The 23,343-nt window shown below is 69.5% G+C and carries 16 protein-coding genes; 7 read left to right on the plus strand and 9 right to left on the minus strand.

Annotated elements, in window-relative coordinates; genetic code table 11:
* Nucleotides 1-63 precede the first annotated feature (63 nt).
* The 5 genes from OG707_RS09395 to OG707_RS09415 all read right to left on the minus strand — a co-directional run bounded on the left by OG707_RS09395 (nucleotide 64) and on the right by OG707_RS09415 (nucleotide 6,091).
* Nucleotides 64-1,080, minus strand: coding sequence for a LacI family DNA-binding transcriptional regulator (locus OG707_RS09395; RefSeq protein WP_443071297.1), 1,017 nt, complete (start codon nucleotides 1,078-1,080; stop codon nucleotides 64-66).
* Nucleotides 1,065-2,714, minus strand: coding sequence for a glycoside hydrolase family 13 protein (locus tag OG707_RS09400; RefSeq protein WP_329116368.1), 1,650 nt, complete (start codon nucleotides 2,712-2,714; stop codon nucleotides 1,065-1,067). The genes OG707_RS09395 and OG707_RS09400 overlap by 16 nt, the downstream gene beginning before the upstream one ends.
* 58 nt (nucleotides 2,715-2,772) lie before the next feature.
* Nucleotides 2,773-3,711: a sugar ABC transporter permease gene (locus OG707_RS09405; protein WP_443071298.1), complete on the minus strand. Its 939-nt coding sequence runs from the start codon at nucleotides 3,709-3,711 to the stop codon at nucleotides 2,773-2,775.
* Complete coding sequence (locus OG707_RS09410; protein ID WP_329116370.1) at nucleotides 3,708-4,697, minus strand: carbohydrate ABC transporter permease; 990 nt, start codon at nucleotides 4,695-4,697, stop codon at nucleotides 3,708-3,710. The genes OG707_RS09405 and OG707_RS09410 overlap by 4 nt, the downstream gene beginning before the upstream one ends.
* Nucleotides 4,698-4,816: 119 nt before the next feature.
* Nucleotides 4,817-6,091: an extracellular solute-binding protein gene (locus tag OG707_RS09415; RefSeq protein WP_329116372.1), complete on the minus strand. Its 1,275-nt coding sequence runs from the start codon at nucleotides 6,089-6,091 to the stop codon at nucleotides 4,817-4,819.
* Between the two features lie 289 nt (nucleotides 6,092-6,380).
* On the opposite strand from OG707_RS09415, the gene OG707_RS09420 reads away from it, so the two are divergent.
* The 3 genes from OG707_RS09420 to OG707_RS09430 all read left to right on the plus strand — a co-directional run bounded on the left by OG707_RS09420 (nucleotide 6,381) and on the right by OG707_RS09430 (nucleotide 9,921).
* Nucleotides 6,381-7,964, plus strand: a complete 1,584-nt coding sequence (locus OG707_RS09420; RefSeq protein WP_329116376.1) for a glycoside hydrolase family 13 protein — start codon at nucleotides 6,381-6,383, stop codon at nucleotides 7,962-7,964.
* A gap of 25 nt (nucleotides 7,965-7,989) precedes the next feature.
* Nucleotides 7,990-9,015, plus strand: a complete 1,026-nt coding sequence (locus tag OG707_RS09425) for a LacI family DNA-binding transcriptional regulator (protein WP_329116378.1) — start codon at nucleotides 7,990-7,992, stop codon at nucleotides 9,013-9,015.
* 69 nt (nucleotides 9,016-9,084) lie between these two features.
* On the plus strand, nucleotides 9,085-9,921 hold the full coding sequence (locus tag OG707_RS09430) for a phosphatase PAP2 family protein (RefSeq protein WP_329116379.1): 837 nt from the start codon (nucleotides 9,085-9,087) through the stop codon (nucleotides 9,919-9,921).
* Here the strand turns inward: OG707_RS09430 and OG707_RS09435 are convergent.
* Nucleotides 9,918-12,905, minus strand: a complete 2,988-nt coding sequence (locus OG707_RS09435; protein WP_329116381.1) for a bifunctional [glutamine synthetase] adenylyltransferase/[glutamine synthetase]-adenylyl-L-tyrosine phosphorylase — start codon at nucleotides 12,903-12,905, stop codon at nucleotides 9,918-9,920. The two genes, OG707_RS09430 and OG707_RS09435, sit on opposite strands and share 4 nt — an antisense overlap.
* 222 nt (nucleotides 12,906-13,127) lie before the next feature.
* Between OG707_RS09435 and OG707_RS09440 the strand changes: the two genes are divergently transcribed.
* On the plus strand, nucleotides 13,128-15,143 hold the full coding sequence (locus OG707_RS09440) for a PIG-L family deacetylase (RefSeq protein ID WP_329116383.1): 2,016 nt from the start codon (nucleotides 13,128-13,130) through the stop codon (nucleotides 15,141-15,143).
* A gap of 70 nt (nucleotides 15,144-15,213) precedes the next feature.
* On the opposite strand, the gene glnA is transcribed toward OG707_RS09440, so the two are convergent.
* Both glnA and OG707_RS09450 read right to left on the minus strand, forming a co-directional pair.
* Nucleotides 15,214-16,575 (minus strand): type I glutamate--ammonia ligase, encoded by a 1,362-nt coding sequence (gene glnA / locus OG707_RS09445; protein ID WP_329116384.1) that lies wholly within the window; start codon nucleotides 16,573-16,575, stop codon nucleotides 15,214-15,216.
* 111 nt (nucleotides 16,576-16,686) lie between these two features.
* Nucleotides 16,687-18,201 (minus strand): FMN-binding glutamate synthase family protein, encoded by a 1,515-nt coding sequence (locus OG707_RS09450; RefSeq protein WP_329116386.1) that lies wholly within the window; start codon nucleotides 18,199-18,201, stop codon nucleotides 16,687-16,689.
* A gap of 130 nt (nucleotides 18,202-18,331) precedes the next feature.
* Here OG707_RS09450 and OG707_RS09455 point away from each other — a divergent pair, with 130 nt between their 5' ends.
* From OG707_RS09455 to OG707_RS09465, 3 genes are all read left to right on the plus strand, one after another.
* Complete coding sequence (locus tag OG707_RS09455; RefSeq protein ID WP_329116388.1) at nucleotides 18,332-18,979, plus strand: DUF3105 domain-containing protein; 648 nt, start codon at nucleotides 18,332-18,334, stop codon at nucleotides 18,977-18,979.
* On the plus strand, nucleotides 18,955-19,623 hold the full coding sequence (locus OG707_RS09460) for a DUF305 domain-containing protein (RefSeq protein ID WP_443071299.1): 669 nt from the start codon (nucleotides 18,955-18,957) through the stop codon (nucleotides 19,621-19,623). The genes OG707_RS09455 and OG707_RS09460 overlap by 25 nt, the downstream gene beginning before the upstream one ends.
* A gap of 121 nt (nucleotides 19,624-19,744) precedes the next feature.
* A complete protein-coding gene (locus OG707_RS09465; RefSeq protein ID WP_329116390.1) occupies nucleotides 19,745-21,691 on the plus strand; it encodes a S53 family peptidase in 1,947 nt (648 codons plus the stop codon).
* On the opposite strand, the gene OG707_RS09470 is transcribed toward OG707_RS09465, so the two are convergent.
* Nucleotides 21,688-23,151 carry an APC family permease gene (locus OG707_RS09470; RefSeq protein ID WP_329116392.1) on the minus strand — a complete coding sequence of 488 codons (1,464 nt, stop codon included), beginning with the start codon at nucleotides 23,149-23,151 and terminating at the stop codon, nucleotides 21,688-21,690. The two genes, OG707_RS09465 and OG707_RS09470, sit on opposite strands and share 4 nt — an antisense overlap.
* Between the last annotated feature and the right edge of the window lie 192 nt (nucleotides 23,152-23,343).

Here is a 23,343-nt window from a genome sequence, read left to right on the forward strand (position 1 = left end):
CATCGAAACGATCAGCGAAACGGCCCTGCGTACGGGCTTGGTCAGGCTTTCGTCAGGGTTGCGTCAAGGCCGCGCCTGCGCCGTCGAACCCCTCACCACCAGCTCCGGCTGGAAGACGAACTCCGTCCGCTGCACCGGATTCCCCCCGATTTCCTCAAGCAGCGCACCGACCGCCGCCGTCGCCATCGCCTGCACCGGCTGGCGCACCGTCGTCAGCGGCGGATCCGTGAAAGCGATCAGCTGCGAGTCGTCGAAGCCCACCACCGAGACGTCGCCGGGGACCTCAAGTCCCCGTTCCCTGGCGGCCCTCACCACACCCAGCGCCATCATGTCGCTGCCGCAGACAATCCCCGTGCACCCCTGGTCGAGCAGCGCACCGGCGGCCACCTGCCCGCCCTCGACGCTGAAGAGCGTGCTCTGTACGAAAGCCGAAAGCCCATCCCCCACCGCCGCCTCCAGGAAGCCTTCCTGCTTCCTGCGCGACGGCACGTACCGCAGCGGTCCGACCGCGAGCCCGAGCCGCCGGTGGCCGAGGTCCGTCAGGTGCCGGACCGCCATCCGCATCGCCGCATGGTCGTCCGGCGAGACGAAGGGTGCGCTGATGCGCTCGTTGTACCCGTTGATCAGTACGAACGGGACCCCGCGCTCGGTCAGTGACGCATAGCGCGACGGGTCCGACGACGTGTCCGCGTGCAGACCGGACAGGAAGACGATCCCGCCGACCCCCCGCTCCACCAGCTGTTCCACCAGCTCGTCCTCGGTCGCACCGCCGGGCATCTGCGTGCACAGGACCGGGGTGTAGCCGTGCCCGGCCAGCACCTGCTCCACGACCTGCGCGAACGCCGGGAATATGGGGTTGGTGAGCTCGGGCGTCACCAACCCAATCAGTCCGGCGCTGCGCTGCCGCAGCCGCACCGGGCGCTCGTAACCCAGCACGTCGAGCGCCGCGAGCACCCGCTGACGCGTGGTGTCCGCGACGCCCGGCTTCCCGTTTAGGACCCGGCTGACCGTCGCCTCGCTGACCGATGCCTGCGTGGCGATGTGCGAGAGCCGGGGTGCCAGGGTCACACCGCCCACCACACCGTGGTGTCCGCGGGAAGTACGAACTCCCCATCGCCTACGGTCACTTCGGTGCTGGCGAGCAGCACACGGCCCGGCGCGGGAAGCCGTACGGCCTCACCCGTCGTGTTCACCGTGCAGACGAACCCCTCGCGGGCGAAGACCAGCACACCCCCGGGTGCGTCGCGCCACTCGACCGATGCGCCCGCACCCAGACCCGGCTGCTCGCGGCGTACGGCGAGCGCGCTGCGGTACAGCTCCAGCGTGGAGTCGGGGTCGCCGGTCTGCGCCTCGACCGACAGCTCGGCCCAGGTCGCGGGCTGCGGAAGCCAGCTGCCGCCGCTGCCGAAGCCGTACGAGGAGCCGTCCGCGGTCCACGGGATCGGCACCCGGCACCCGTCGCGGAAGCCGTCCTGGCCCTGCGCCCGGAAGAACGACGGGTCCTGGCGGACCTCGTCCGGGAGGTCCGTGACGTCCGGAAGGCCGAGCTCCTCGCCCTGGTAGACGTACGCGGACCCGGGCAGCGCCAGCATCAGCATCGTCGCCGCGCGGGCGCGCCGCAGACCCAGCTCGCGGTCTCCGGCCGTACGGATCTGGGTGCCGCCGGGCGGGTTCGCGAACCGCGTCGCGTGCCGCGTCACGTCGTGGTTGGACAGCACCCAGGTGGCCGGCGCGCCGACCGGCGCCATCGCGGCGAGCGACACGTCGATACACTCGCGCAGCTGCTCGGCATCCCAGGGGGTGCCCAGGTACTGGAAGTTGAAGGCCTGATGCAGCTCGTCGGGGCGCACGTAATTCGCCGTACGCTCCACGGTCGGCGTCCACGCCTCGGCGACGGCGATCCGCTCGCCCGGGTACTCGTCGAGGATCTTGCGCCAGGAGCGGTAGATCTCGTGCACACCGTCCTGGTCGAAGAACGGCATGACGTCGTTGCCGAGCAGCTTCAGCTGGTCGCTGCCCCCGAGGTCCGGCAGCCCCTCGGCCTTGACCAGCCCGTGGGCGACGTCGATACGGAACCCGTCGACGCCCATGTCGAGCCAGAAGCGCAGGATCGAGCGGAACTCGTCGGCGACGGCGGGGTGTTCCCAGTTGAGGTCGGGCTGCTCGGGCGCGAAGAGGTGCAGGTACCAGGAGCCGTCCGCGACGCGCGTCCAGGCGGGGCCGCCGAAGATGGACTCCCAGTCGTTGGGCGGGAGTTCACCGTTCTCGCCCCTGCCCTCGCGGAAGTGGTAGCGGGCCCGGAGCGGCGACGAAGGACCGTCGGCGATGGCCCGCTTGAACCACTCGTACTGGTCCGAGGAGTGGTTCGGCACGACGTCCACGATGATGCGCAGGCCCAGGTCGTGGGCATCGCGGATCATCGCGTCGGCGTCGAGGAGCGTCCCGAACATCGGGTCGATCGCCCGGTAGTCGGCGACGTCGTAGCCGGCGTCGGCCTGCGGGGACGCGTAGAAGGGGGACAGCCAGACGGCGTCGACACCGAGGTCGCGCAGGTAAGGAAGCCTGCTGCGTACGCCTTCGAGGTCGCCCATGCCGTCGCCGTTGGCGTCGGCGAAGCTGCGCGGATAGACCTGGTAGATCACCGCGTCCCGCCACCATCCGGTCTGTGCGCCGGGCGTGGGGTGGCCGGTGGGAGCAGCGAGGTGCTGGGTCATGACATCCCTTGGGAGTGCGAGGGGTGGGAGGTGTACACGAAGTACGGGTCTGTGCGGGTCAGGACTTGGACGCGCCGGCCGACAGGCCGCTGACCAGATGGCGCTGTACGAGATAGAAGAAGACGGAGGCGGGCAGCGCGATCAGTACCGACGTCGCGGCCATCAGGTCCCACTGCGTGTCGTGCTCGCTGATGTACGTCTGCAGGCCCACGGCGAGGGTGTACTTGTCGGAGCTGAGCATGAAGGTCGACGCGAACGCGACCTCGGCCCAGGCCGTCAGGAAGGTGTAGAACGCGGCGACCGCGAGGCCGGGCCGGGCGAGGGGAAGGATCAGCCGGTAGAAGGTGCCGAACGGGGTGAGCCCGTCGACGCGCCCGGCCTCGTCGATCTCCATCGGGATGGTGTCGAAGTACCCCTTGAGCAGCCAGGCGCAGTACGGGACGGCCGTCGTGCAGTACGCGAGGATCAACGCCCAGTAGGTGTCGAGGAGATCGAGCTTCGCCAGGATGTTGTAGAGCGGCACGATCAGGATCGCGATGGGGAACATCTGGGTGACCAGGAAGGTCCACATCAGCTGGCGGTGGCCGGGGAAGCGCATCCGCGAGACGGCGTAGCCGGCGCTGGCGGCGATGAAAACGCCGAGCAGAGTGGTGCCGAGGGCGACGATCAGGGAGTTGCCGAACCAGGTCAGGAAGTCCGTGTGCTGGAGCACGAACGAGTAGTTCGACAGGCTCATCTTCTTCGCGATGCCGCCCGGGTGCAGGAAGTCGTTCTTGTCCGGACCGAGCGAGATCCAGGCGATCCACAGCACGGGGAACGCCGCGACGAAGCTCGCGATGATCAGTCCGCCGTGCAGCAGTACGGAGGCGCCCTTGCTGCGCTCGCCGCGGCGAAGGTGCTTGGTCTCGGCGGCAGTTGGCCTCGCCGCTGTTGTCGCCGCCATGGTGCCGCCCGCCTTCTTCTTCTCGTTCCTGTCTTCGTACGTCGCCGAGCTCATCGCAGGCCTCCCTGCTCGCCGCGGGCCTGCCAGCGCCGGTAGAAGGTCGCGAAGACCAGCAGCATGGAGAGGACGAGCACGCCGTACGTCGCCGAGCCCGCGTAGTCGCGCGGCATCTGGCCGAAGCCGAGCCGGTACGCCCAGGTGATGAGGATCTGGGCGTCCTCGCCGCCGGTCGCGCCGAACAGCAGGAAGATGACGACGAACTGGTTGAAGGTCCAGATGGTGCCGAGCAGGATCACGGTCGACGACACGGACCGCAGGCTGGGCAGCGTGATGTGCCGGAAGCGCTGCCAGGGCGTGGCCCCGTCCATCTCCGCAGCCTCGTACAACTCGGCCGGTACGGACTGCAGTCCGCCCAGCAGCGAGAGCATCATGAACGGCACGCCGACCCAGGTGTTGACCCCGATCGCGGCGACGCGCTGCCAGAAGGTGTCGCTCAGCCAGCCGGGCTCGGGCAGATGCAGCGCGCCGAGCGCGGAGTTCAGGATGCCGCCGTCGTCGGCGAGGATCAGTCGCCAGGAGAAGACGGTGACGAAGGTGGGCACCGCCCACGGCAGGATCAGCACGACGCGGTAGAAGGTGCGGCCGCGGAGCTTGCGGTTGAGCATCATCGCCAGCGAGAGACCGATGCTGTAGTGCAGCGTCACACAGACGACGGTCCACACGATCGTCCAGACGAAGTGCGGCCAGAACTGGCCGTCACCGCCGGAGAGGATCTCCTGGTAGTGGTCGAACCCGACCCATTTGAAGGTGTCGGGTATGTGGTTGACGCCGATGGTGCGCCCGACGTTGTCGCTGGTGGCGTCGGTGAAGGTGAGGTAGATGCCGCGGACCAGCGGTACGAGCACCAGCACGATCAGGACGAGGACGACCGGGGCCACCATGGCCCAGGCGTACCAATGCTTGTTGTACGACTGCTTGATCCGGCTGATCGGGCCGGGCGGCCTGACCCGGGCTGCCCCGCCCTCTGCGGCGACGGTCATCTGCGACACCTTCTCGACTCTGCTGCGGTGGTTCTACTGCCTGCGTACATACGGACGGACGTACGGACGGCCCGTCCGCCCCGGCACGGTGGCCGGGGCGGACGGGCCCGGTGGAGCCGTCAGTCGCTGAACGTCGGGACGAGCTTCTTGTAGCTCTTGGCGGTCGCGTCCAGACCGCTCTGGACGCTGTCCTTGCCCTGCAGGATCTTCACGTAGTTGGTGGCGAGATCCGCGTAGAGCGAGCTGTACTCGGGGAGCGCGGGGCGGGCCTTGCCGTTGGCGAGGAGCGCCTGGAACTCCGAGACGCCGGGGAGCGCCTTGACCGCGGGGGTGACGGCGTCCGTGCGGGTGGGCAGGGTGCCGTTCTTGGTCGTGATCTCCGTCTGCGAGGCTGCGGAGGTCATGTAGCCGATGAACTTCTCGGAGGCCTTGAGGTGCGCAGCATCCTGGCCTGCGTAGGCGACCAGGTTGTGGCCGCCGAGCGGGGCGCCGGCGGTGCCGGTGGAGCCGGCCGGGACGGCGGAGATGCCCAGGTTGGCCTTGTCGGTGAAGGCCTTGCCCTTGTAGATGTTCGTCAGCTCCCAGGGGCCCTGGACGATCATCGCGACCTTGCCGTTGTTGAACGCGTCCTGCATGTTCGCGTACTTGTTGGCGGTCGCGTCGAGCTTGTGGACACCCGGCGCCGACAGGAGGGACTTGGCCTCGGTGACGGCCTTGACCGCGGCGGCGTCGTTGATGGTGATCTTCTTGGCGGCGGCGTCGACCATGTCGGTGCCCTCGCCGTAGAGGTAGGGCATCAGGTAGTACGCGTCGGCGTGCAGCCAGAAGCCGTCGGCGTCGGTCTTGTCCGCGACGGCCTTGGAGACGGCCTTGAGCTCGTCGAGGGTGGTCGGCGCCTTGTCAAAGCCCGCCTTCTTCAGCAGGTCCTTGTTCCAGAGCAGACCGAGGGTGTCGGTGACCAGCGGGACGCCGTAGGTCTTGCCGTCGACCTGGGCCTGCTTGACCAGGGTCTGGTCGATGGCCGAGGTGTCGGTGACGGCGGGGGACCCGTCGAGCGGGGCGAGGAAGCCCGACTTCACGAATCCCGGAGTCCAGCCGACGTCGGAGCGCAGCACGTCGGGGGCGCCCTTGGAACCGGCGGCCGTCGTGAACTTGTTCTGCGCGGTGTCGAACGGGACGTTGACGTACTTGACCTTGACGGTCGGGTTGGCCTTCTCGAACTTGGCGATCAGCGCCTTGTAGTTCGGGGCCTCGTTCGTCGCGTTCGACGTGTCCCACCAAGTGATGGTGACCGGGCCGTCCGACTTGCCGCTGCCGCTGTCGTCTCCGCCGCAGGCCGTCGCCGCGAGCGCCAGGGCCGCGACCAGGGCGGTGGCCGCTATGCCACGTCGCATGTGAACTCCTTCAACAGGTGCCGCTCCATCACGGCGCCGGGTTGCCAGGAACGTAACAAGGTTGAAAGAAGACCGAAAGACTTTGCGGCAGATTTCTGCAAGCGGGTGACTTCGTTACCTCCGCGTGTCCCAGGAGTTGCCGTTTCGCCCCTTGTCACAGCTGGGAAAGACCCTCCCGACCTGCCTCCGGGGAGATCGCAACGACTACCGCAAGGTCTTGCAAGGCTGTTACTTTCGATCAGCAAGGGCGTTGATCCCGTAGATGCAAGCCACTGGAAAGGGACTGTCCATGCCGCAGCAGCTCCGCCCCGCCGCCTCCGCCCCGCCGCGCACCGGCTGGTGGCGGGACGCGGTCATCTACCAGGTGTACGTACGGTCCTTCGCGGACAGCGACGGCGACGGCATCGGCGACCTCCGCGGCATCCGCGACCGGCTGCCGCACCTGGCGGAGCTCGGCGTCGACGCCCTGTGGATCACGCCCTTCTACGCGTCCCCCCAGGCGGACGGCGGCTACGACGTCGCGGACTACCGCGCGGTCGACCCGCTCTTCGGGGAGCTCGGCGACGCGGACGATCTCGTACGGGCCGCCCACGATGCCGGCCTGCGCGTGATCGTGGACATCGTCCCGAACCACACCTCCGACCAGCACGCCTGGTTCCGCGAGGCCCTCCCCTGCGAAGGCCCGGCCCGCGAGCGCTACCACTTCCGCGACGGCCGCGGCGAGAGCGGCGAACTCCCGCCCAACGACTGGGAGTCGGTCTTCGGCGGCCCCGCCTGGACCCGCACCCACGACGGTTCCTGGTACCTCCACCTCTTCGCCCCCGAGCAGCCCGACCTCAACTGGGACCACCCGGAGGTCCGCGCCGAGTTCGACTCCGTCCTGCGCTTCTGGCTCGACCTCGGCGTCGACGGTTTCCGCATCGACGTCGCCCACGGCATGGTCAAGGCCGTCGGCCTCCCCGACGTCGGCTCCCGCGACCAGGCCCGCCTCATCGGCGGCAAGAAGCTCCCCTTCTTCGACCAGGACGGCGTCCACGAGATCCACCGCTCCTGGCGGGCACTGCTCGACTCCTACGACGGCGAGCGCATCGGCGTCGCCGAGGCCTGGGCCCACACCCCCGAGCGTCTCGCCAACTACGTCCGCCCCGACGAGCTCCACCAGGCCTTCAACTTCGCCTTCCTCAAGTGCCCGTGGGACGCGACGGAGATGCGCCGCGTCATCGACACCTCCCTCGCCGCGGCGGGCGCGGTCGGCGCCCCCACCACCTGGGTCCTCTCCAACCACGACGTCGTACGCCACACCACCCGCCACGGCTCCCCCGACCGCGCCCGCGCCGCCGCCCTCCTGATGCTGGCGCTGCCCGGGTCCGCGTACCTCTACCAGGGCGAGGAGTTGGGCCTCCCCGAGGTGACCGACCTCCCCGACGAGCTGCGCCAGGACCCGTCGTTCTTCCGCAGCGAGGGCCAGGAGGGCCTGCGCGACGGCTGCCGGGTCCCGATCCCCTGGACGCAGGACGGCCCGAGTTACGGATTCGGCCCGGCCGGCAGCTGGCTCCCCCAGCCCGACGAATGGTCCGCGCTGAGCGTCGAGGCCCAGTCCGGCGACCCCCGCTCCACCCTCGAGCTCTACCGCAGCGCACTCGCCCTGCGCCGGAAGCTGGAAGGCCTGGGCGACGGCGAGATGGAGTGGCTGGACGCCCCCGCCGGTGTCCTCTCCTTCACCCGCCCCGGTCTGGTCTGCACGCTCAACACCACCCCCGACGCCGTCCAACTCCCCGTCCCCGGACGGCCGCTCCTCTCCTCCTCCGACCTCGCATTCGCCGGTGGCAATGTCCGCATTCCCGGCGAATCCTGCACCTGGTGGGCAATCTGACATGCGACCGGTACAGTCCAACCCTGTGACCGCACGGCTAGCCGACATCGCAGCCCAGGCGGGGGTCAGCGAAGCGACGGTGAGCCGGGTCCTCAACGGCAAGCCAGGCGTCGCCGCGGCCACCCGCGAATCCGTTCTCGCCGCCCTGGACGTACTCGGCTACGAACGTCCCGTACGCCTGCGCCAGCGCAGCGCGGGTCTGGTCGGCCTCATAACGCCCGAGCTCGAGAACCCGATCTTCCCCGCCCTGGCCCAGGTCATCGGCCAGGCGCTGACCCGCCAGGGCTACACCCCGGTCCTCGCCACCCAGACCCCCGGCGGCTCCACCGAGGACGAGCTCACGGAGATGCTGGTCGACCGGGGCGTCTCCGGCATCATCTTCGTCTCCGGGCTGCACGCGGACACCACCGCCGACATGCAGCGCTACGAGCAGCTGCGCGCCCAGGGCGTCCCGTACGTGCTGGTCAACGGCTTCTCGCCGAAGGTGCAGGCGCCGTTCATCTCCCCCGACGACCGGGCCGCGATGCGCCTGGCCGTCACCCATCTGGCGTCCCTCGGCCACACCCGGATCGGTCTGGCCCTCGGCCCCCGCCGCTTCGTGCCCGTACTGCGCAAGATCGAGGGCTTCCAGGCAGCGATGCAGGACCGCTTCTCCCTCTCCTCCGCCGAGAGCGAGAAGCTCATCCAGCACTCGCTCTACACCCTGGAGGGCGGCCAGGCGGCCGCCATGTCCCTCATCTCCTCGGGCTGTACGGCGGTGGTCTGCGCCAGCGACATGATGGCACTCGGTGCCATCCGCGCCGCCCGCCAGCTGGGCCTCGAGGTCCCCCGTGACGTCTCGGTCGTCGGCTTCGACGACTCGCCGCTCATAGCCTTCACCGACCCGCCGCTGACCACCATCAGGCAGCCGGTCACGGCCATGGGGCAGGCGGCCGTGCGCGCACTGCTCGAAGAGGTCGGCGGCACCCCCGCACCGCACAGCGAATTCGTCTTCATGCCGGAGCTCGTCGTCCGGGGTTCCACCGCGTCCGGGGCTCGTCCACAGGGATGAGCAGGTGCGGCGGGGACCCGCCTGAGGGATGATCTGTGAGAAGCCCCGCATCTGGCAGACTGTCTCCCTATGGGTGAAACGACCGTGACAACACTGGAAGGCCGGACGGCCACCCCGTCACCCATCACGGACGAGGAACATCCGGCTCCGAAGCTCACGATGCTCAAGCGGCTGCGTACACCTCGCCGTCCGCGGATCTGGTTCGAAGTCCTCCTGATCGCGGTCAGTTACTGGACGTACTCGCTGATCCGCAATGCCGTTCCCGAGCAGAAGTCCCAGGCGCTGAAGAACGCCGACTGGGTGTGGAGCATCGAGAACCATCTCTCCATCGCCGTCGAGCAGACGATCAACCACGCCGTGAATTCGGTGACATGGCTGATCGTGGGGATGAACTACTACTACGCCACACTGCACTTCGTCATCACGATCGGCGTGCTCGTGTGGCTGTTCCGCTTCCACCCCGGCCGGTACGCGGCGGCCCGTCTCGCCCTCTTCGCCACGACCGTGGTCGCCCTCGTCGGCTACTACCTCTACCCACTGGCACCGCCCCGCCTGATGAACGGCGGGCACTTCATCGACACGGTCCTGGTGCACCACACCTGGGGCTCGATGGCCTCGGGCAACCTCAAGAACATGTCGAACCAGTACGCGGCGATGCCCTCGATGCACATCGGCTGGTCGCTCTGGTGCGGCCTGATCATCTTCGCCCTGGCGAAGGCACCGTGGGCGCGGATCCTCGGTCTGCTCTACCCGGTGGCGACCCTGATGGTGATCGTCTCCACCGCGAACCACTTCTGGCTGGACGCGGTGGGCGGCATGCTCTGCCTGGCGTTCGGCTTCACGGTCGCCCGCCTCTGGTACGGAGCGCTCCCCCACCGCCTGCCGCGGCTGCCCAGCTCTCTCTAAGCCCCGTAGAACCGCTCCTCGACGACCGCCCGTGCCCTGCGCGTGATGCGCCGGTAGTCGTCGAGCATGGCGCCCACATGGCCGGGTTCGTACCCCAGATACCGGCCCACGGCGCCCAGCTCCCGGCCGTCGGACGGGAAGGTGTCGCCCGCCCGGCCCCGTACGAGCATCACCGCGTTGCGGACCCGGGTGGCCAGCACCCAGGCGTCGTCCAGGGTCTGGGCGTCCTCGGTGGGGATCAGGCCGGCCGCGTGCGCCGCGGCGAGCGCCTCGCGGGTGCGGGTGGTGCGCAGGCCCGGTTCGGACCAGCCGTGCTGCATCTGCAGGAGCTGGACCGTCCACTCGACGTCGCTCAGGCCGCCGCGGCCCAGCTTGGCGTGGAGCGTGGGGTCGGCGCCGCGCGGGAGGCGTTCGGACTCCATCCGGGCCTTGAGGCGGCGGATCTCGCGGACCGCGTCCTCGCCGATCCCCTCGGCCGGGTAGCGGAGCGGGTCGATCAGCTCGATGAAGCGGGCGCCGAGCTCGGCGTCGCCCGCCATCGGCTCGGCGCGCAGCAGGGCCTGGCTCTCCCAGACCAGTGACCAGCGCCGGTAGTAGGCGGCGTACGAGGCGAGGGAGCGGACCAGCGGGCCCGACTTCCCCTCCGGGCGCAGATCCGCGTCGATGAGCAACGGCGGGTCTGCGGTGGGGATTTGGAGCAGGCGGCGCATCTCGGAGACGACCTTGTTCGCGGCCTGCGCCGCCTCGTGCTCGTCGACGCCCTCGCGCGGTTCATGGACGAAGAGGACGTCCGCGTCCGAGCCGTAACCGAGCTCGTGGCCGCCGAAGCGGCCCATGCCGATGACCGCGAAGCGGGTGGGCAGCGTGTCGCCCCACTCGGCGCGGACGGCGGCGCGCAGAGCGCCCGCGAGGGTGGCCGCGTTCAGATCGGTGACGGCGTTGCCGACGCGGTCGACCAGGGCGCCGGGATCCTCCTCGGCCGGGTTCTCCTCGGTGCCGTACGAACCGATGAGGTCGCCCGCGGCCGTACGGAACAGCTCCCTGCGCCGCACCCCGCGCACCGAGGCGACCGCGCCCTCGGCTGTCTCCGCACGACCGACCGCCGAGAGCACCTCCTGCTCGAGCGCCTGGTGGCTGCGCGGCTTCAGCCCCTCGGGGTCGCCGAGCAGCGCCACCGCCTCGGGAGCGCGGAGCAGCAGGTCGGGGGCGAGGCGTCCTGCGGACAGGACGCGGGCGAGGTTCTCCGCGGCAGCACCTTCGTCGCGCAGCAGCCGCAGATACCAGGGGGTCTTGCCGAGCGCGTCGGAGACCTTGCGGAAGCCGAGCAGTCCGGCGTCGGGGTCGGCGGAGTCCGCGAACCAGCCGAGCAGCACCGGCAGCAGGGTCCGCTGGATGGCGGCCTTGCGGGAGACCCCGGAGGACAGGGCCTCCAGGTGGCGCAGGGCGGCCACCGGGTCGGCGTAACCGAGCGCGGTGAGCCGCTGGCCTGCCGCCTTGGGGCTGAGCCTTATCTCGCCGGGCGCCAGCTGGGCGACGGCGTCGAGCAGCGGCCGGTAGAAGAGTTTCTCGTGCAGCCGGCGCACCACGGAGGCATGGCGGCGCCAGGCCTTGTTGAGCTCGGTGACCGGCTCGGAACGCAGTCCCATCGAACGTCCGAGGCGCCGCAGATCGGCCTCGTCCTCGGGGACGAGGTGGGTGCGCCGCAGCCGGTAGAGCTGTATGCGGTGCTCCATGGCGCGCAGGAAGCGGTACGCCTCGTCGAGCTGGGCCGCGTCCGCCCGCCCCACGTAACCGCCCGCCGCGAGCGCCGCGAGCGCCTCCAGCGTCGATCCGCTGTGCAGCGTCGCGTCACTGCGGCCGTGCACCAGTTGCAGCAGCTGGACGGCGAACTCCACGTCGCGCAGCCCGCCGGGGCCCAGCTTCAGCTCACGGTCCACCCGGTCGGCGGGGATGTTGTCGATGACCCTGCGGCGCATCTTCTGGGCGTCGGGGACGAAGTTCTCGCGCTCGGAGGCCTGCCAGACCAGCGGACTCAGCGCCTCGACGTACTCCGCGCCCAGCTCCAGGTCGCCCGCGACCGGACGGGCCTTGAGGAGGGCCTGGAACTCCCAGGTCTTGGCCCAGCGCTGGTAGTAGGCCAGATGGCTGGAGAGCGAGCGCACCAGCGGCCCGTTCCTGCCCTCGGGGCGCAGGTTCGCGTCGACCGGCCAGATGGTGCCCTCGATGTTCGTCTCGGAGCAGATCCGCATCAGGTGTGAGGCGAGCCGGGTGGCCGCCTGGAGGGCCTTGCCCTCGTCGGCGCCCTCGGCGGGCTCGGCCACGAAGATCACGTCGACGTCGGAGACATAGTTCAGCTCGTGGCCGCCGCACTTGCCCATGGCGATCACCGCGAGCCGGCAGAGCGCCGCATCCGCGGGCGCGGCCTTCGACGCGATGGCGAGGGCGGCACGCAGGGTCGCGGTCGCCAGGTCGGCCAGCTCGGCGGCGGTCTGCGCCACGTCCGTCGTACCGCACACGTCACGGGCCGCTATCGACAGCAGGCACCGCCGGTACGCCACCCGCAGCGCGACGGCGTCGTCCGCCCCGTCGAGGCCGTGCTCGAACTCGGCGACCCCCGGATGCAGGTCGGCCGTCTCGTACGTCACGAGCGCATGCCAGTCCGAGGGGTGACGGGCCAGATGGTCACCGAGCGCCTCGGAGGCGCCGAGGACCCCGAGGAGCCGGTCCCGCAGCGGCTTCGCGGCGATCAGGGTGTCGAAGAAGATCCGCAGCTCGTCGGGCTCCTGCGCCTCCGCCAGCCGTACGAGACCGAGCAGGGCCAGATCGGGGTCGGCCGTGGCGCCCAGGGCGTCCAGGAGCACCGGATCGGCCCGTACGGGAGCGAGCTCATGGGCGTCCAGGAGCCGCTCGGCGGCGGAGGGATCGGTGAAACCGTGCCGCAGCAGCCGGGTGAACGTACTGCTCCTGCGCCCGGGCACCGTCATTCCGCCGCCTTCCAAGACCCTGGATCACGCTTCGGATTCCGAGCCTAGCCGCAGGGTCCGACAGCCTCCACGGTCCGGAGCTCCCGAGAGGCGGGTGACGCGGGCAACAGCTATTGCTGTGCGTAGCCAGTGAACCGAACAGGCGTATCCACCCTCTTCCCGACTGATCGGGTGCCGATCACAGCTTCTCCTCCGTTCCAGCACAGCGAAGGCGCACTGCCAATGACACCGTTTCGCCGCCGTGGGCCCGTCGTCGGACTGCTCATAGCCGTCGCCGCGGGCACTGCTGCGTTCATCGGGACGGATTCGGCCACGTCGTCCGCGCCCACGCTCAAGGCCAATGGGCCGATCGTGCAGCCGGTGCGCACCGCCCACCAGTCGGTCATGCAGATCCTCGCCCACGAGGACGACGACCTGTACTTCATGAACCCCGACGTCAGCCAGGCGATCGCCGCGCACTCCAGTCTGACCTCGGTGTACCTGACCGCGGGCGAGTCCGACGGCATCAACATGGCGGGCGGCAAGGGCGCGAGGAACCACCCGCCGGCCGACAAGGCGAAGTACGCGGAGGCCCGGCAGAACGGCATCCGCGCGGCGTACGCGGAGATGGCGACCGGCAACCGCGCCAGCCCCTGGCAGCGCACGACGATGCCCACCGCGGGCGGCGGCACCGCCGAGCTCGACGTCCTCAAAGCGCGCCCCCAGCTGAGCCTGGTGTGGGTGCAGCTGCACGAGGCGGGCAGCGTCGGCGGGTACCGGCCGCACAGCCTGCACGGGCTGTGGGACGGCGAGGTGCGGACGCTGAGTTCGCAGCTGTCCTCCGACACCCCGGTCGAGAAGCGCTTCTCGTACACCAAGCCCGAGGTCGTCTCGACGATCACCGGACTCCTCGAGCGCTTCCAGCCGACCGCCGTACGCCTCCTCGACCCGACGCCCGGGCGCAACCCGAAGACGGGCGGCCTCCTCGACCACCAGGACCACGTCTACACGGCGCGGTTCGCCCAGGCGGCGCTCACCCACTACGCGACGTCGAAGAACCACCCGCACTTCACCGTGCAGAACTACCTCGGCTATTACACCGGCAATCTGGCGCACTCGCTGGACCCGAGGAACGCGGCCGCCAAGCTGCGCACCGTCGAGACATACGCGTGGAAGGACCACACGTCCAACTACTGCGATTCCACGGCCGGTTGCGGCGACCGAAAGGTGGCCGCCCACCCCAACAGCCACGACTGGACCCAGTCCGTCCGCTACACCCGCGGCGAGTCCACGTCCTGGCTGCAGCCGAGCGCCGACGGCACCCTGACCGCGTTCGGCGTGCTCGACGAGCGCCTGGCCGTCTGGCACCGTTCCTCGGGCGCCGCCGGCAAGTGGTCCGCCCCCGAGCTGAAGCCCGGCGGCGGCATCGACCCCGGTGTCACCACGGTGAAGCTCCCGGACGGCCGCATCGCGGTCCTCGGTACGCGTACGACAATCGGCAACACCCCCGCGGAGTACCGCCGCGACGTCGTCCTCACCGTCCAGAAGACCCCCGGCGGTCCGCTCGGCGACTGGCAGTCGCTCGGCACCCCCGAGCTCGCCGACCACTTCGGCACCTCCGACATCAGCGCCCCCGCGGTCGCCGTCGCCAAGGACGGCCGGCTCACCGTCTACCTCCGCAACAGCACCTTCGGACTCAGCGCCCGCGCCCAGCAGCCGGACGGCACCTGGGCCAAGTGGCACTCGATCGGCGGCGCGAACCTGCACGGCGACCCCGCGGTCGCCACCGACAAGGCGGGCCGCGTCCATGTCTTCGCCGCCACCCCCAAGTCGGTGCTGACCTGGAGCCAGCCGAAGCCGGGCGCGGCTCTGAAGGGCCCGGTCCGCACCGGCCTCCCGGCGACGACGATGCCGCTGACGGCACGCGCGGACGGTGCCGGGGTGCGGCTGTACTTCCGTAAGACCGACTCGGGAGACGTACGGACCGCACTGATCACCGGCGGTACGAAGCCCACCGTCTCCCCGGTCCAGGACGCGGGCGGCGCCGAGGGCTTCGGCCCGGTGAGCGCCACCGCCAAGGCCCTCGCCGCCCGCACCGGCTCGGGCCACCTGGGTACGGCACCCACCTCGACGGACACCTGGACCCAGGACAGCTTCCTCTTCGCGGGCGCCCCGGCCCTGGTGACGGACAGCTCGGGCACGGCAAGCGTCGCCGCCCTGGGCCTGGACGGAAAGCTCCACTGGAGCCGCGTCCACTGAACCACCCCGTCCCCACACAAGAGCGGGCCGCCGGCAGAAGCCGGCGGCCCGCTCTCGTACGTTCCAGCGCTTACAGCACCGGGAGGTTCTTCCGGAGCTCGAAGGCCGTGACCTCGCTCCGGTACTCCTCCCACTCCTGCTTCTTGTTGCGGAGGAAGAAGTCGAAGACGTGCTCGCCGAGCGTCTCGGCGACCAGCTCGCTGCGCTCCATCAGCGCGATCGCCTCGCCCAGGTTCTGCGGCAGCGGCTCGATGCCCATCGCGCGCCGCTCGGAGTCCGAGAGCGCCCACACGTCGTCGTCGGCGCCGGCCGGGAGTTCGTAGCCCTCCTCGATGCCCTTGAGGCCCGCCGCGAGCAGCACGGCGTACGTCAGGTACGGGTTGGCGCCCGAGTCGATCGAGCGGACCTCGACCCGTGCCGAGCCGGTCTTGCCCGGCTTGTACATGGGGACGCGGATCAGGGCCGAGCGGTTGTTGTGGCCCCAGCAGATGTACGAGGGAGCCTCGCCGCCCGCGCCTGCGGTGCGTCCGCCGCCGCCCCAGATCCGCTTGTAGGAGTTGACCCACTGGTTGGTGACCGCGGAGATCTCGGCGGCGTGCTTGAGCAGGCCGGCGATGAAGGAGCGGCCGACCTTGGAGAGCTGGTACTCGGAGCCCGACTCGTAGAACGCGTTGCGGTCGCCCTCGAAGAGCGAGAGGTGGGTGTGCATGCCCGAACCCGGGTACTCCGAGAACGGCTTGGGCATGAAGGTGGCCTGCACGCCCTGCTCCAGCGCGACCTGCTTCATGACCAGGCGGAACGTCATGATGTTGTCCGCCGTGGAGAGCGCGTCCGCGTACCGCAGGTCGATCTCCTGCTGGCCCGGGGCGCCCTCGTGGTGGCTGAACTCGACCGAGATGCCCATCGACTCCAGCATGGTGATCGCCTGGCGGCGGAAGTCCATGCCGACGTTCTGCGGGGTGTGGTCGAAGTAGCCGGAGTTGTCGGCCGGGGTGGGGCGGGTGCCGTCGAGCGGCTTGTTCTTCAGCAGGAAGAACTCGATCTCCGGGTGGGTGTAGAAGGTGAAGCCCAGGTCGGAGGTCTTGGCGAGGATCCGCTTCAGTACGTAGCGCGGGTCCGCGAAGGACGGCGAGCCGTCCGGCATCAGGATGTCGCAGAACATCCGGGCGGTGCCCGGGGCCTCCGCGCGCCACGGCAGGATCTGGAAGGTGGAGGGGTCCGGCTTGGCGATCATGTCGGACTCGTAGACGCGCGCGAATCCCTCGATGGCGGAGCCGTCGAAGCCGATGCCCTCGTCGAAGGCCTGCTCCAGCTCGGCGGGCGCCACAGCGACGGACTTCAGGAACCCGAGGACATCGGTGAACCAGAGCCGTACGAAGCGGATGTCGCGCTCCTCGAGCGTACGGAGCACGAATTCCTGCTGCTTGTCCATATCTGCTGTTCCTACCCATCCTCGCCGGTCAGGCCGCCTGCCGTCCTGAGCATCGCATGCCATGGTTTCGGGCGCGTTGCCCACCGCCCCTGCCCCATTGTGAGGTACGTCCTACGCGATGAAGGTGTCCGGGTCGCTGGTCTCCCAGGCCTGCTCCCACTCCTCGGGCAGCGGGCCCCCGGAGAGCAGCTGTCCGGGCTCCAGCCAGGTCAGCAGCTGTGCGTACGAAGCCACCTCGTGGTGGGAGACCCGGCGCCGCAGCATGTGCGGGCGCAGCTGCCCCGGGTCGGTCACGCCCATCGACGCCATGATCTGCATCGCGCTGTGCACGGTCGCCTGCTGGTAGCGCCGTACGCGCTCGTACTTGTCCTCGACGTCCAGCGCGTGCGCCCGCCGCGGGTCCTGGGTGGCGACGCCGACCGGGCACTTGTTGGTGTGGCAGCGCTGGGACTGGATGCAGCCGACGGCGAACATCATGGCGCGGGCCGCGTTGGTGTAGTCCGCGCCGTGGATGAGCCGCTTCACGATGTCGGACCCGGTGGCGACCTTGCCGCTCGCCCCGATCCGCACCCTCTCGCGCAGCCCGACCCCGACGAGTGCGTTGTGGACGATCGCGAGCCCCTCGGTGAGCGGCATCCCGACATGGTCGACGAACTCCATGGGGGCCGCCCCGGTCCCGCCCTCGGCGCCGTCGACGACGATGAAGTCCGGGGTGATGTCCTCCTCGACCATGGCCCTGCAGATCGCCAGGATCTCGCGGCGGCTGCCCACGCACAGTTTGAATCCGGCCGGTTTTCCGCCCGCGAGCTCCCGCATCCGGCCGATGAAGCGGACCAGTTCGCGCGGGGTCGAGAAGACCCGGTGGGAGCTGGGCGAGATCACGGTCTCGCCCTCGGGCACGCCCCGCACCGCGGCGATCTCGGCGTTGACCTTGGCCCCGGGCAGCACCCCGCCCATCCCGGGCTTGGCGCCCTGGGAGAGCTTCAGCGACACGCACCGCACGGTCTCCCCCGCCGCCTTGCGCGCGAACTCCTTCTCGTCGAAGCCGCCGTCGGGCGTACGGCAGCCGAAGTAGCCGGTGCCGATCTCCCAGACCAGGTCGCCGCCGTGCTCCAGGTGGTACGCGGAGATCCCGCCCTCCCCGGTGTCGTGCGCAAAACCCCCCGCCGCCGCACCGCGGTTGAGCGCCAGGATCGCCTGGGCGGAGAGCGAGCCGAAGCTCATCGCGGAGACGTTGAGCAGGGCCATGTCGTACGGGCGCGTACAGCCGGGGCCGCCGATCCGCACGCGCGGCGCCTCTTCGGGGAGCGGGCGCGGGGTGACGGAGTGGACGAAGAACTCGTAACCCGGCTGGTAGACGTCGAGTTCGGTGCCGAAGGGGTCCTCGCCGGCGGTGCCCTTGGCGCGCTCGTAGACCGTGGAGCGGGTGTCGCGGTCGTAGGGCATGCCGTCGTAGTCGCGCTCGATGAAGTACTGCTGCATCTCCGGGCGGATCGACTCCATGAGATAGCGGAGATGTCCCACGACGGGGTAATTGCGCAACAGGGAGTGGCGGCGCTGCAGTACGTCGTACGTACCGACGGCGGCGACGGCCGCCGCCACGGCGACAAGTCCTTTTCGGACCACGGTTGCTCCTCGGGTCGGAACTGTCCAGGTCCCCCTTCTGCGTATGCCTATACCATCTCCGGCTATGGGGGGCCTGCGGCACAACCGGGGCCTCATATGCCTCGCCCGTTACCGCAGAAGGACGCACACCATGGCCTCCACCAAAGCCTCCAAGAACGACCGCAAGGCGCGAATAGAGGAGATGCGCCGCGCCGAGCAGGCCCGCGAGCGGCGCAGTCGCATCATCGCGATCACCGTCAGCGTGGCGGTCGTCGCCGGTCTGGTCGGCTTCGGTGCGTACATGCTCAACAAGGAGTCCGACAAGAAGGACGCGAAGAACGCGGCGGCCAAGGCTCCCATCAAGGGCGAGAAGGACTGGGACGCCAAGAAGCTGACGCGCAACCACGTCACCAAAGTGGTCACGTACCCGATGCACCCGCCGGTGGGCGGCGATCACCTCCAGGTCTGGCAGAACTGCAACGGGGACGTCTACACCAAGCCGCTCAACGACATGAACGCGGTGCACTCGCTGGAGCACGGCTCGGTCTGGGTGACGTACACGGACAAGGCCCCGGCGGCCGACGTGAAGAAGCTCAGCGACAAGGTGAAGCAGACCCCCTACTCGCTGATGAGCCCGTACCAGAACCAGTCCGGCGCGATCATGCTGAGCGCCTGGGGCAAGCAGGTCACGGTGGACAGCGCGTCCGACCCGCGGGTCAACCAGTTCTTCACCAAGTACGTCCAGGGCGCGCAGACCCCCGAGCCGGGCGCCGCATGCACGGGCGGGCTGGGCCAGTGACGCTGACCCGGACCCGGATGGCGGCCGTCGCGGCCGTCGTCCTCGCGCTGCTGTTCGCCGCGGCGGCGACGGTGGCCTCGGCCCGCAGCGACGGTTCGTCCTCGACCGCGGACAGCACCCCGTCCGCGGGCTCCGCCGACGCGGGCTTCGCGCGCGACATGTCGGTCCATCACCAGCAGGCGGTGGAGATGTCCTTCATCGTCCGGGATCGTACGAACAATGCCGAAATCCGGCGCCTGGCCTACGACATCGCCAACACCCAGGCCAACCAGCGCGGCATGATGCTGGGCTGGCTGAACCTGTGGAACCTGCCGGTCACGGACGCGGGCCGGCAGCCGATGGCCTGGATGGGCATGGGCGAAGAACCGCCCACGAACGGGGCGTTGATGGTCGGGATGGCCACGCGCGCACAACTGGACAAGCTGGGCAAAGCGAACGGCAAGCAGGCGGAGATCCTCTACCTCCAGCTGATGACCGCCCATCACAAGGGCGGCATCCACATGGCCGAGGGCTGCGTGGAACTGTGCAAAGTCCCGGTGGAGAAGAAGCTGGCACAGGGCATGGTCGACGCCCAGAAGTCGGAAGTGCAGCTCATGGCGGATCTGCTCAAGGCGCGAGGGGCCACGGCAACTCCTGCCTCCTGACCTTCACTTGATCTTTTCTTGACCAATACATGCACCTGACGTGAACGGTTCGTCGGCAAGGTGGCCTACGCACGCGTCTACTGCGCGTCCAGCCACGATGAACCGCACCACAGGGGGTTCCATGAGATCAAGGCGCACCACAGTGCGCGCCGGTCTGAGCCTGGCAGCGACACTGCCCATGCTCGCCGGCGCGCTCGCGCTGTCCATACCCACGGCCAGCGCCGACACCGCGCACGGCCGCCACGTCCTTCAGGGCACCAAGCCCACCTGGGCGACGGCTTCCGCGGACCGCGGCGCCACGGCCGACACCAGCAAGGTCAGCGCGCGCGTCTACCTGGCCGGGCGCGACGCCCAGGGCCTGGCGGCCTACGCACAGGCCGTCTCCGACCCGCAGTCCGCTTCGTACGGGAAGTACCTGACGGCGAAGCAGACCCAGGCCCGTTTCGGCTCCACGCCGGAGCAGGTCAAGCAGGTCACCGACTGGCTGAAGTCCGCGGGCCTCACGGTCACGGGCTCCAACCAGCACTACGTCTCGGTGACCGGCGATGTCGCCGCCGCCGAGAAGGCCTTCTCCACCCAGCTCCACAACTACCGCAAGGGCAGCCGTACTTACCGTGCCCCCACGGGCACGGCGTCGGCTCCCCAGGCGCTGCAGAACGTGGTGCTGACGGTGACCGGGCTCGACAGCGCGCCGCACGTCGTCAAGCACGACGACACGCTGCCGCCGCCGGACGCGGTCTTCCGCAACGCGGGTCCGTTCTCGTCGTACTACGGCTCGAACGTGAACAAGAAGCTCCCGAGCGCCTACGGGTCCAAGGCCCCGTACGCGATCAAGGGCTACACCGGCAAGCAGCTGCGTGCCGCGTACGGTGCGGGCGACAAGACCGGCAAGGGCGTGACGGTGGCGATCACCGACGCGTACGCCTCGCCGTACATCGCCGGTGACGCCGCCCAGTACGCCAAGCTCAACGGCGACAAGGGCTACAAGAAGGGCCAGCTCTCCCAGGTCCTTCCGGCGGACTACACCAAGATCGAGGAGTGCGGGGCCGCGGGCTGGTACGGCGAGGAGACCCTCGACGTCGAAGCCGTCCACGCGGTGGCGCCCGACTCGAACATCGTCTACGTGGGCGGGGCCTCCTGCTACGACGACGATCTGCTCGACTCCCTCTCGAAGGTCGTCGACAACCACCTGGCCGACATCGTCTCCAACTCGTGGGGCGACGTCGAGGCCAACCAGACCCCGGCGCTGGCCGCCGCCTACGACCAGGTCTTCCAGACCGGCGCGGTCGAGGGCATCGGCTTCTACTTCTCCTCCGGTGACGACGGCGACCAGGTCGCCAACACCGGTACGAAGCAGGTCGACACCCCGGCCAACTCGGCGTGGGTGACGGCTGTCGGCGGTACGTCGCTGGCCGTGGGCAAGGGCGACAAGTACAGCTTCGAGACCGGCTGGGGCACCGAGAAGGCGACCCTGTCGGCCGACGGCAAGAGCTGGACGGGCTTCCCGGGCGCGTTCACCTCGGGTGCGGGCGGCGGCACCAGTGCCACCGTGGCGCAGCCGTTCTACCAGCGCGGTGTGGTCCCGAACTCGCTCGCCAAGGCGAACGGTTCGACGGCCATGCGCACCGTCCCGGACATCGCGGCGGTCGCCGACCCGAACACCGGTTTCCTGGTGGGTCAGACCCAGACGCTGCCCGACGGCACCCTGGGCTACGACCAGTACCGCATCGGCGGCACCTCGCTGGCCGCTCCGGTCATCGCGGGCGTCCAGGCGCTGGCGCAGCAGGCACGTCACGGCATCCCGATCGGCTTCGCCAACCCGGGGATCTACAGCCGTTACGGCACCGGCCTGTACCACGACGTCACGGACCACCCGCTGGGCCAGGGCCAGGGTCTGGGCGTCGTACGGAACGACTTCGCCAACGGCGTGGACGCTTCCGGCGGCATCCTGACCTCGCTGCGCACGCTGGGCCAGGACAGCTCGCTCAAGGCGGTCGTGGGCTATGACGACGTCACCGGCGTCGGCACCCCGGCCAAGGGCTACGTGAACTCGTACAGCAAGCGCTAGTCGCCTGCTGTCGGTTCGCCGGCAGTACGGTGCTCGGGGTGCACCCAGGAGGCCTTCCTGAACTTCAGGAAGGCGGCCGGGGCCAGCACCCCGAGCACCAGCAGTCCGCCGCCGACGATGAGCAGATAGCGCCAGAGCGGGTCGTCGCCGAACTGGTCCGGCGGTACGAAGCCGATGACGAGCGCGACGAGCGAGGACACGAAGCCGATGCCCGCGACCCAGGTCACGGCGGGCACCCTGAAGCCGCGTACGACGTCCGGCTGCTTCTTCCGCAGCACGACGATGGCGACGAACATCAGCAGATACGCGATGAGGTAGATCTGCACCGTGATCACCGAGAACATCCAGTACTGGCTGGAGACGTTCGAGCTGAACGCGTAGAGGATCCCGATCAGGGTGGTGAGCACGCCCTGCGCGACCATGATGTTCTGCGGCACCCCGAACTTGTTGAACTTCTGCAGCCACGGCGGCAGATACCCCTCCTGGCGCGAGATCATCAGCAGCCCCTTGGAGGGCCCCGACAGCCAGGTGAGCATCCCGCCGAGCGAGGCGGCGACCACCATGACGCCGACGACCTTGGTCATCCAGCCGACGTGGAAGTAGTCGAAGAAGGCCTGGAAGGCCTGCATCAGACCGGCGGTGAGGCTGAGTTCCTTCGACGGCATGACCCAGCTGATGGCGAGGGCGGGCAGGATGAAGATGAGCAGCACGAGGCCGGTCGCGAGGAAGATCGACTTCGGGTACTGACTGCCGGGCTTGCGCAGTGACGAGACATGGACGCCGTTCATCTCCATGCCCGCGTAGGACAGGAAGTTGTTGACGATGAGGACCAGGCTGGCGAGCCCGGTCCAGGGCGGCAGCCAGTGGCTGGGGCTCATCGGGGCGGCGGAGGGGTTGCCCTGCCCGAGGAAGACGAAGCCGAGGACGACGAGCAGGACGCCAGGGATCAGGGTGCCGATGACGAGGCCGGCGCTGGAGAGGCCGGCGACGGTCTTGGTGCCGCGGGACGAGATCAGTACGCCCGTCCAGTAGACGACGATGATGACGATCGCGATGTAGAGCCCGTTGTCGGCGAGGCTCGGGTCGATGACGTAGGCGAACGTCGAGGCGACGAAGGCGAGCAGGCTCGGGTAGTAGGCGATGGTCATCGCGAACTGGCACCAGACGGCGACGAACCCGAGCGGCTTGCCGAGCCCCTCGCTCACCCACCGGTAGATCCCCCCGGACCAGCCGGAGGCGAGCTCGGCGGAGGCGAGGGCGGTGGGGACGAGGAAGACGATGGCGGGCAGCAGATAGAGGAAGACGGCGGCGAGCCCGTAGATGGCCATGGAGGGCGAGGGCCGCAGACTGGCGACCGACGCGGTGGTCATGAGCGCGAGGGTCACCCAGGAGATGAACTGCTGCTTGGTCCCGTCGCCTGCGGGAATCTCGCCGTCCTGCACGGCTTCCGTGGTCGTCATGGGTTCATGATCGGCGCGGGGTCGTACGGTCGCCTGTTGTCAGGGGCCGTACGGGGTCAGTGGGGCAGTGCCCCCTCGGCAGCCGGAGCGACGTCGTGATCATCACCGATTCCGCGGCGACGGCCACCTCGGGCAGCCACGCGTGGACCCCTGTGCGAAGTCACCCGCGGCCACAATCGCGCGTGACAAGCG

Origin of the sequence: Streptomyces sp. NBC_01465 (assembly GCF_036227325.1) — a bacterium.
In the GTDB taxonomy this organism is placed as follows: domain Bacteria; phylum Actinomycetota; class Actinomycetes; order Streptomycetales; family Streptomycetaceae; genus Streptomyces.

What these genes read in the sequence shown, in the direction of transcription:
- OG707_RS09405 (WP_443071298.1), bottom strand. Translation starts at nt 3,711, where the DNA reads ATGAGCTCGGCGACGTACGAAGACAGGAACGAGAAGAAGAAGGCGGGC.
- OG707_RS09435 (WP_329116381.1), bottom strand. Translation starts at nt 12,905, where the DNA reads ATGACGGTGCCCGGGCGCAGGAGCAGTACGTTCACCCGGCTGCTGCGG.
- OG707_RS09470 (WP_329116392.1), bottom strand. Translation starts at nt 23,151, where the DNA reads ATGACGACCACGGAAGCCGTGCAGGACGGCGAGATTCCCGCAGGCGAC.
- OG707_RS09415 (WP_329116372.1), bottom strand. Translation starts at nt 6,091, where the DNA reads ATGCGACGTGGCATAGCGGCCACCGCCCTGGTCGCGGCCCTGGCGCTC.
- OG707_RS09465 (WP_329116390.1), top strand. Translation starts at nt 19,745, where the DNA reads ATGAGATCAAGGCGCACCACAGTGCGCGCCGGTCTGAGCCTGGCAGCG.
- OG707_RS09420 (WP_329116376.1), top strand. Translation starts at nt 6,381, where the DNA reads ATGCCGCAGCAGCTCCGCCCCGCCGCCTCCGCCCCGCCGCGCACCGGC.
- OG707_RS09400 (WP_329116368.1), bottom strand. Translation starts at nt 2,714, where the DNA reads ATGACCCAGCACCTCGCTGCTCCCACCGGCCACCCCACGCCCGGCGCA.
- OG707_RS09455 (WP_329116388.1), top strand. Translation starts at nt 18,332, where the DNA reads ATGGCCTCCACCAAAGCCTCCAAGAACGACCGCAAGGCGCGAATAGAG.
- OG707_RS09430 (WP_329116379.1), top strand. Translation starts at nt 9,085, where the DNA reads ATGGGTGAAACGACCGTGACAACACTGGAAGGCCGGACGGCCACCCCG.
- glnA (WP_329116384.1), bottom strand. Translation starts at nt 16,575, where the DNA reads ATGGACAAGCAGCAGGAATTCGTGCTCCGTACGCTCGAGGAGCGCGAC.
- OG707_RS09410 (WP_329116370.1), bottom strand. Translation starts at nt 4,697, where the DNA reads ATGACCGTCGCCGCAGAGGGCGGGGCAGCCCGGGTCAGGCCGCCCGGC.
- OG707_RS09440 (WP_329116383.1), top strand. Translation starts at nt 13,128, where the DNA reads ATGACACCGTTTCGCCGCCGTGGGCCCGTCGTCGGACTGCTCATAGCC.
- OG707_RS09460 (WP_443071299.1), top strand. Translation starts at nt 18,955, where the DNA reads ATGCACGGGCGGGCTGGGCCAGTGACGCTGACCCGGACCCGGATGGCG.